The organism is Burkholderia sp. Se-20378, assembly GCF_017104665.1.
In the GTDB taxonomy this organism is placed as follows: Bacteria; Pseudomonadota; Gammaproteobacteria; order Burkholderiales; family Burkholderiaceae; genus Burkholderia; species Burkholderia lata.
In genome coordinates this window covers 1-8824 of record NZ_JAAGPG010000348.1, presented here as the reverse complement: position 1 = coordinate 8824, position 8824 = coordinate 1, and the positions used below count along the sequence as shown (strand labels likewise).

General features: G+C 68.6%; 10 protein-coding genes. All 10 read right to left on the bottom strand.

Annotated features, from left to right (window positions below):
• Positions 1-339, bottom strand: a 339-nt coding sequence (locus tag G3N93_RS27645; protein ID WP_277396577.1) for an urease accessory protein UreF, incomplete at its 3' end; no start/stop codon positions are given.
• Complete coding sequence (gene ureE, locus G3N93_RS27640) at positions 326-943, bottom strand: urease accessory protein UreE (RefSeq protein ID WP_206134394.1); 618 nt, start codon at positions 941-943, stop codon at positions 326-328. The genes ureE and G3N93_RS27645, both read right to left, overlap by 14 nt.
• A gap of 22 nt (positions 944-965) precedes the next feature.
• Positions 966-2672 carry an urease subunit alpha gene (gene ureC / locus G3N93_RS27635; RefSeq protein ID WP_174944372.1) on the bottom strand — a complete coding sequence of 569 codons (1707 nt, stop codon included), beginning with the start codon at positions 2670-2672 and terminating at the stop codon, positions 966-968.
• Between the two features lie 31 nt (positions 2673-2703).
• On the bottom strand, positions 2704-3009 hold the full coding sequence (locus tag G3N93_RS27630) for an urease subunit beta (protein WP_206124901.1): 306 nt from the start codon (positions 3007-3009) through the stop codon (positions 2704-2706).
• Positions 3010-3017: 8 nt separating this feature from the next.
• A complete protein-coding gene (ureA, locus tag G3N93_RS27625; RefSeq protein ID WP_006406310.1) occupies positions 3018-3320 on the bottom strand; it encodes an urease subunit gamma in 303 nt (100 codons plus the stop codon).
• A 236-nt stretch (positions 3321-3556) separates the two neighbouring features.
• Positions 3557-4432 (bottom strand): urease accessory protein UreD, encoded by an 876-nt coding sequence (locus G3N93_RS27620; RefSeq protein ID WP_206134393.1) that lies wholly within the window; start codon positions 4430-4432, stop codon positions 3557-3559.
• A 195-nt stretch (positions 4433-4627) separates the two neighbouring features.
• Complete coding sequence (urtE, locus tag G3N93_RS27615) at positions 4628-5320, bottom strand: urea ABC transporter ATP-binding subunit UrtE (protein ID WP_047851116.1); 693 nt, start codon at positions 5318-5320, stop codon at positions 4628-4630.
• 4 nt (positions 5321-5324) lie between these two features.
• On the bottom strand, positions 5325-6182 hold the full coding sequence (urtD, locus tag G3N93_RS27610) for an urea ABC transporter ATP-binding protein UrtD (RefSeq protein WP_206134392.1): 858 nt from the start codon (positions 6180-6182) through the stop codon (positions 5325-5327).
• The gene (gene urtC / locus G3N93_RS27605) at positions 6179-7366 is read right to left on the bottom strand and encodes an urea ABC transporter permease subunit UrtC (RefSeq protein ID WP_206134391.1); all 1188 of its coding nucleotides are present in this window, start codon (positions 7364-7366) and stop codon (positions 6179-6181) included. Before urtC ends, urtD begins: the two co-directional genes overlap by 4 nt.
• A 1-nt stretch (position 7367) precedes the next feature.
• The coding region (urtB, locus tag G3N93_RS27600; RefSeq protein ID WP_206134390.1) for an urea ABC transporter permease subunit UrtB at positions 7368-8824 on the bottom strand (1457 nt) is incomplete at its 5' end.

The following is an 8824-nucleotide window of genomic DNA, read 5'->3' as shown; positions in this document are numbered from 1 at the left end:
CTGGTCGCTCGCGCAGAGCTGCGCGAGCGACCAGCCCATCTGTTCGGTCTCGCGACGCAGTTCCGCCGATTCGCGGCTCGCGATGAACCACACATTCTCGGCGGCGAGCGCCGGCGCGTCGTGCGCGTGCCAGCGCGCGAGCTGGTGCGCAAGGAACGGCAGCTCGCCGTGCGCGAGCACGTCGGTCAGGCCGCTCGCGATCCAGTCGCGCGCGGTATCCGCGTCGTGGATCAGGTTCGCGTCGAGCGCCGCTTCGAGCCCCTGCGAATAGCTGAACGCGCCGATCGGCAGCGCCGGCGATGCCAGGTGCAGCAGCGCGACGAGTTCAGTGGTGGTCATGGCCGTGGCCGTGCGCGCAACCGGGACCATGCTGATGGTCGTGGTCGTGGTCGTGGTCGTGGTCGTGAGAATGCGAATGCGCGTGACCGTGATGCTCGCCGAACACCTGCTGCGCGAGCGCGTAATCCTCGGCGAACGTCGCGTCGTGCCCGTGCTTGTGGCCGCCGCCGTACGCACCGGCTTCCGGCTGGAACGGTGCAAGGGTCTCCTCGACCTGGGTGTCGAGCCGGCGCAGCATGTCCGCGAGCACCGGGTCGGCTTCGAGCTTCAGGTAGCCGTCGCCGATCTCGACAGGCGTGTGACGGTTGCCGAGGTGGTACGCGGCGCGCATTAGCGTGAGCGGATCGGCGGCGCGCACGCGCAGTACGGTCTCGGGCGCCGCGGCGATGCGCACGAGTGCGCCGTCGTCGGCGACCAGCACGTCGCCGTCGCGCAGGATCGTGCCGCGCGGCAGCAGGACCGCGACGTCCTCGCCGGTGTCGAGCGTCGCCGCGAGGCGGCTCTTGCAGCGGGCGTCGTAGGCGAGCGTGAGCGTCGGCGCGCGCGCGACGAGCGACGCGGCGAGTTTCACGTTCGGGGCAATGCGTTTGTCGAGAGTGCGCATGAATCGAAAGCCGGCAATCGGATCAGAACAGGAAATAGCGCTGCGCCATCGGCAGCACCGTGGCCGGCTCGCAGGTGAGCAACTGGCCGTCGGCGATCACGTCGTAGGTTTCGGGGTCGACGCTGATCGAAGGGCGCCACGCGTTGTGGATCATGTCGGCCTTCGTCACGTTGCGGCAGTTGCGCACCGGCACGATCCGCTTCGCGAGGCCGTAGCGCTCCGCGATGCCCGCATCGGCGGCCATCTGCGACACGAAGGTCAGCGACGTGCGCGCGAGCGCACCGCCGCGGGTGGCGAACATCTCGCGATAGTGAACCGGCTGCGGCGTGGGAATCGACGCGTTCGGGTCGCCCATCTGCGCCATCGCGATCATCCCGCCCTTCAGGATCATCGACGGCTTGATCCCGAAGAACGCCGGCTCCCACAGCACGAGGTCGGCCCACTTGCCGGGCTCGATCGAGCCGACTTCGTGCGCAATGCCGTGCGTGAGCGCCGGGTTGATCGTGTACTTCGCGACGTAGCGCTTCGCACGGAAGTTGTCGTTGCGCGTGCTGTCTTCCGGCAGCGCGCCGCGTTGCACCTTCATCTTGTGCGCGGTCTGCCAGGTGCGGATGATCACCTCGCCGACGCGGCCCATCGCCTGCGAATCGGACGACAGCATCGACAGCGCGCCGAGATCGTGCAGGATGTCCTCGGCCGCGATCGTCTCGCGGCGGATCCGCGATTCCGCGAACGCGAGATCCTCGGCGATCGACGGATCGAGGTGATGGCACACCATCAGCATGTCGAGATGCTCGTCGAGCGTGTTGATCGTGTACGGGCGCGTCGGGTTGGTCGACGACGGCAGCACGTTCGACTCGCCGCACACCTTCAGGATGTCGGGCGCATGGCCGCCGCCCGCGCCTTCGGTGTGGTACGTGTGGATCGTGCGGCCCTTGAACGCGGCGACCGTCGATTCGACGAAGCCGCCTTCGTTCAGCGTGTCGGTGTGGATCGCGACCTGCGTGTCGGTGTCGTCGGCGACGGAAAGACAGTTGTCGATCGCGGCGGGCGTCGTGCCCCAGTCCTCGTGCAGCTTCAGCCCGATCGCGCCGGCCGCGATCTGCTCGACGAGCGGCTGCGGCAGGCTCACGTTGCCCTTACCGAGAAAGCCGAGGTTGATCGGCCAGCCGTCGGCGGCCTGCAGCATCCGCTCCATGTGCCACGGGCCCGGCGTGCAGGTCGTCGCGTTGGTGCCGGTGGCCGGCCCCGTGCCGCCGCCGAGCATCGTCGTGACGCCCGAGGCGAGCGCCTCGTCGATCTGCTGCGGGCTGATGAAGTGGATGTGCGTGTCGATGCCGCCGGCCGTCACGATCAGCCCTTCGCCGGCGATCACTTCGGTCGCGGCGCCGATCGCGATCGTCACGCCCGGCTGGATGTCCGGATTGCCGGCCTTGCCGATCGCGGCGATGCGACCGTGCTTGATCGCGATGTCGGCTTTCACGATGCCCCAGTGATCGAGAATCACCGCGTTCGTGATGATCGTGTCGGGCACGTCGGCGGCGACGCGCTGCGACTGGCCCATGCCGTCGCGGATCACTTTCCCGCCGCCGAATTTCACTTCCTCGCCGTAGGTCGTGAAGTCGCGTTCGATCTCGATCAGCAGCTCGGTGTCGGCGAGCCGGACGCGGTCGCCCGTCGTCGGCCCGAACATTTCCGCGTACGCGCGGCGGCTCAAGCGTAGTGTCATGTCGTGCTGTTCCTGAAGAGCGGGGCGCGGCTTACAGCGGCCCCATCACCTTGCCCTGAAAACCGTAGACGGCGCGATCGCCCGCGAGTGCGACCAGCTCGACGGTGCGCGTCTGGCCCGGCTCGAAGCGCACGGCGGTGCCGGCCGCGATGTTCAGGCGAAAGCCGCGCGCGGCCGCGCGATCGAACGCCAGCGCGTCGTTGACTTCGAAGAAGTGGTAGTGCGAGCCGACCTGCACCGGGCGGTCGCCGGTGTTCGCGACGACGAGCGTCAGCGTCGCGCGGCCCGCGTTCAGTTCGTGTTCGCCGTCGTCGGTGAGGATTTCGCCGGGGATCATGCGGGGCCTCACGGAATCGGGTGATGGACGGTCACGAGCTTCGTGCCGTCGGGGAAGGTCGCCTCGACCTGGATGTCGGGAATCATCTCCGGCACGCCGTCCATCACGTCGTCGCGCGTGAGCAGCGTCGTGCCGTAATGCATCACCTCGGCGACCGTCTTGCCGTCGCGCGCGGCTTCCATCAGCGCGGCGGTGATGAAGGCGACCGCCTCCGGATAGTTGAGCTTCAGGCCGCGTGCGCGACGGCGCTCGGCCAGCAGCGCCGCCGTGAAGATCAGCAGCTTGTCCTTCTCTCGGGGAGTCAGTTTCATGAAGGCAAACGTTCAGGAAAACGTAATTTTTATCGGTGCGCGCGCAACGGTGCGAACGCGCGGGCCATCGTAGCACCGCGCTGTTTTGCGTGCGTCGTGTATCGGTTATGTAAGGAGCAAGGCGCGTGCCATGTGCATGGAACGCAGTGCGATGCGCGCTCGTGGTGCGCGATGCATGGGCAACGTGCAGCGCCGGTTGCGACGCTGCGCCGAAACGGTGCGTGGCGCGACCGCGCTCAGGTTTGCCAGAGGCGCAGCGGTCGTGCGTCGACGCCGTGCACGATCGGCCGCAGATGCAGCCAGCAGTCGGTGAAATGGCGCTGCAGCGCTTCCATCGACGTCGACAGCGCACGCACGAGCACGACGCCCGGCGTCACGCAGGTCGCGCCCGCGCGCAGCGTGGCATCGAACGGCATCCGCGCGGCAAGCGATTCGGCGAGCGCGGCGTCGCATGCGGTGCCGGCAGCCCACAGCGTGCCGTATGCGGGAAAGCCGGCGAGACCCTGCAGCGCGCCGCGCAGCGGGTCGTGCGCATCGAGCAGCGCGCGTTCGGTCCAGAGCGGCCGGCCGTCGGCATCGACGAGCGCTGAAGTCGATGCGATGCGGCCCGCCGCCCAGGTTTCACCGGCCGCCTGCCGGCCGAGCTGCGACGCGTCCCAGCCGATCGCAGTGGCACCCGCGCCGAGTTTTACCGTGAAGTCGAGCGAAGCATGCGCCGCGTCGAAGAACAGGTTGTTCTGCGGCAGCCAGTCGAGCCTCGCGTGCTCGCCGACCGTGATGCCGATGCGCTGTGTCGCATCCAGCCCGTTCGACTTGTACCACTTGGTCGCGCCGGGCGTCGTCAGCACCGCATGCGTGCCGTCGCCGAGCGCGATGTCGATGTCGAGCCGGTCGCCGCCCGCGACGCCGCCCGGCGGGTGGACGATCACCGCGTGGCAGATCGCATCGCCTTCCGGATACAGCGGCCGCTGCACGCGCAGCGGGCCGTCGTGCAGCCGGTGTGCGAGCGTCGTGCGCGCGCCGTGCCGCTCGAAGCCGAGTTCGAGGCGGCCGCGCCACGACTTGGCGACGGCGGGGCGGGACAGCGGGGCGTGGGAATCGGGGGCGGACATCGGCGGGAAGCAGGGGACGGGCGCGGGGAACGAGGATGCTACCGCAACAATATACGCTTCGGTGCCCGCGTTGCAGGGCGTGGCAACGCCGGCTCCCGGTGCGTGCCGCTTCGCCGGCGTGCGGCTGACATGCGCTATTCGGCGAGGCTCCGGCTCGGTGGTCTGAAGCGACGCCGCCCCGGGCCACCTTTCCCGCTACACCGCGATCAGCTCTCGCACACCGTTCGCTTCCATCTCGTGCGCGTCGCCGCCCGCAACGATCTCGCCACGGCTCATTACCCAGTAGCGGTCGGCGATCGATTGAGCGAAGTCGTAGTACTGCTCGACGAGCAGCACGGTCATCTTCGATTCGTCGACGAGCTGGCGCAGCGTGCGGCCGATGTCCTGGATGATCGACGGCTGGATGCCTTCGGTCGGCTCGTCGAGGATCAGCAACTGCGGCTCGCTCATCAGCGCGCGGCCGATCGCGAGCTGCTGCTGCTGGCCGCCAGACAGGTCGCCGCCGCGCCGCGCGCGCATGTCCTTCAGCACCGGGAACAGGTCGTAGATGCGGTCGGGCACCTTCGACGGCGCCTTGCGGCTCGCCGCGCCGACGAGCAGGTTCTCCTCGACGGTCAGCCGCGGAAAGATGTCGCGACCCTGCGGCACGTACGCGAGCCCGGCCGCGACGCGCGCATAGGGCGGCATCGCGCCGAGCGCCGTGCCGCGCCACGACACGCTGCCGCTTTTCGCGGCGACGACGCCCATCAGGCAGCGCAGCAACGTGCTCTTGCCGACGCCGTTGCGGCCGAGCAGCACGGTGAGCTTGCCGTCGTCGGCGGCGAGGCTCACGTTGCGCAGGATATGGCTGCCGCCGTAGTACTGGTTCAGTGCATCGATCTTCAGCATCGCATCATCGTCCAAGATAAGACTCGATCACCGCGTCGTCGCGTTTGACCTGGTCGAGCGTGCCTTGCGCGAGCACCGCGCCTTCGGCCATCACCGTCACGCGACCCGTGTCGCCCGCGAGCGCCGCGACGAATTCCATGTCGTGCTCGACGACCATCATCGAGCAGGTGCCGCGCAGCGTGTTCAGCAGCTCGGCGAGTTCCATCGTCTCGTGGTCGGTCATCCCGGCCGCCGGCTCGTCGAGCAGCAGCAGCGCGGGGCGCTGCATCAGCAGCATGCCGATCTCGAGCCGCTGCTTCTGCCCGTGCGACAGCTCGCCGGCTGCGCGGAAGGCGTGGCTTTCGAGGCCGATCAGCGCGAGCGTCTCCTCGATCTTCGCCTGCGCGGATCGGTCGAGCTTCGCGCGCAACGACGCGAGCCAGCCCTTGTCGGTCTGCATTGCGAGCTCGAGGTTCTCCCACACCGGATGCTGTTCGAACACGGTCGGCTTCTGGAACTTGCGGCCGATGCCCGCGCGCGCGATCTCGGGCTCGTTCATCCGCGCGAGGTCGATCGTCTGGCCGAGAAACACCTTGCCCGCGTCGGGCCGCGTCTTGCCGGTGATCACGTCCATCATCGTCGTCTTGCCGGCACCGTTCGGGCCGATCACGCAGCGCAGCTCGCCCGCGTCGATCGCGAGCGACAGCTTCTTCAGCGCGCGGAAGCCGTCGAAGCTCACCTCGATATCCTCGAGATAGAGGATCGTGCCGTGCGACGTGTCGATGCCGGGCGGCACCACGCGTCCCATCGATGCGGTGCCGCTGACGGCCAGCAGTTTGTCCTCGGGCGGCGGCGTGAATTGGTAGAGGGCCGTTCCGTTCATGCGCGTTTCCCCTTCGCGAGCACGGTTTCGACGAGGCCCATGATCCCGCGCGGCAGCAGCAGCGGCACGAGCACGAAGATCAGGCCGAGGAAGAACAGCCAGTATTCGGCGAAGTACGCGGTAAACAGGCTCTTTGCGCCGTTCACCGCGAACGCGCCGACGATCGGCCCGATCAGCGTGCCGCGCCCGCCTACCGCGACCCAGATCGCCATCTCGATCGAGTTGCCGGGCGACATCTCGCCGGGGTTGATGATGCCGACCTGCGGCACGTACAGCGCGCCCGCGATGCCGCACAGCACGGCCGACACGGTCCACACGAACAGCTTGTACGCGAGCGGGCTGTAGCCGAGGAACATCAGCCGCGTCTCGCCGTCGCGCACCGCGGTGACGACGCGCCCGAGCTTGCTGGTGACGATCGCGCGCGCGGCGATGAACGCAAGCACCAGCGTCGCGAACGTCAGCAGCAACAGCACCGTGCGCGTGCCGGGCGACGTGATCGCAAAGCCCGCGATGCGCTTGAAGTCGGTGAAGCCGTTGTTGCCGCCGAAGCCCGTCTCGTTGCGATAGAACAGCAGCATCGCGGCGAACGTCATGGCCTGCGTGATGATCGACAGGTACACGCCCTTCACGCGCGAGCGGAACGTGAAGAAGCCGAACACCCATGCGAGCACGGCCGGCACGAGCACGACGAGCACGACCGCCCACGCGAGATGCTGCGTGCCGCTCCAGTACCACGGCAACTGGTGCCAGTCGAGAAACACCATGAAGTCGGGCAGGTCGCTGCCGTACTTGCCGTCGCGGCCGATCTCGCGCATCAGGTACATGCCGATCGCATAGCCGCCGAGCGCGAAGAACAGCCCGTGGCCGAGGCTCAGGATCCCGCAGTAGCCCCACACGAGATCGAGCGCGAGCGCGGCGATCGCGTAGCACATCAGCTTGCCGGTGAGCGTCATCGCGTACGCGGACAGGTGGAACGCGCTCGACTCGGGTGCGACGAGCGCGGCGAGCGGCACGCCGATGCCGATCGCGACGCACAGTGCGATCAGCGCGAGCCACGCGCGCCGCGACAGCAGCGCGGGGCGGGGCGGCAGGCCGAGCGCAACACCGTCTGCGGCGCGCGTAGCGGCAGCCGGCTTCGGCGCATCGGCGACCGGGTTGGACAACGAGTCGGTGAATGAAGTCACGTCAAGCCTCCGCACTGCGGCCCTTCGGGGCAAACATGCCCTGCGGACGTTTCTGGATGAACAGCACGATCATCACGAGCACCGCGATCTTCGCGAGCACGGCGCCCCAGAACGGCTCGATCGCCTTGCTCGCGAGGCCGAGCCCGAAGCCGCCGAGCACGGTGCCGGCGATCTGCCCGACCCCGCCGAGCACGACCGCCATGAACGAATCGATGATGTAGTTCTGGCCGAGGTCGGGGCCCACGTTGCCGATCTGCGACAGCGCGCAGCCACCGAGGCCTGCGATGCCCGCGCCGAACGCGAATGCGTACGCGTCGACGCGCGCGGTCTTCACGCCGACGCACGCGGCCATCCGGCGGTTCTGCGTGACGGCGCGCACGAACAGGCCGAGCCGCGTCTTCGTCAGCACGGCCCACGCGACGAATACGACCGCGAGCGCGAACGCGAGGATCGCGAGCCGGTTGTACGGCAGGATCAGGTTCTGCATTACGGTCACGCCGCCGCTCATCCACGACGGGTTCACGACCTGTACGTTCTGCGCGCCGAACAGCATCCGCGTCGCCTGGATCAGGATCAGGCTCACGCCGAAGGTGGCGAGCAGCGTCTCGAGCGGGCGGCCGTACAGATGCCGCAGCACGAGCCGTTCTAGCACGATGCCGACGAGCGCGGCCGTCACGAACGACACCGGCACCGCGACGAGCGGATACCAGTCGAACGCGCCGGGCGCGTAACGCTGGATCAGCGTCTGCACGACATAGGTTGCGTACGCACCGATCATCAGGAATTCGCCGTGCGCCATGTTGATCACGCCGATCAGCCCGTACGTGATCGCGAGGCCGAGCGCGGCGAGCAGCAGCACGCTGCCGAGCGACAGGCCCGCGAACAAGGTGCCGACGATCTCGCCGCGGCGCTGCAACGCGTGCAGCGTGTCGAGACCCTGCTGCGCAGCGTCGCGCACGCGCGCGTCGGGCTCCGCATAGCTGCCGTCGGCGTTCTTCGCGACGAGCGGGCGCAACTGCTCGATCATGTCGAGGTCCTGGCGCGCGGCCACCACCTGCACGGCGTCGAGGCGCTTCGCCGGATCGGCGTCGTGCAGCGCGGCGATCGCCCACAACGCGTCGAGGCGGCGTTTCAGCGCGGGATCGGTTTCCTTCGCACGGGCGCGGTCGATCATCGGCTTGAGCGCCGGGTCGGGCGATTTCAGCAATGCATCGATCGCGTCGCGGCGCGCGGCGACGTCGGGCGACGCGAGCGCGAGCCCCGACAGCGCGCCCGTGATCTTCGTGCGCAGCAGGTTGTTCAGCATCACGGGCTGTGCGTCGCCTGCCGGCGTCGCGGTTTGCGTGAGCGCGTCGTGTGCGGTGTCGCCGGTCCGGATCAGCAGGCGACCGTCACCGGTCGCGAGCGCGTCGCCGGTCGACAGCGCGTTGAGCAGCGCGACAGCGCGCGGATCGGAGA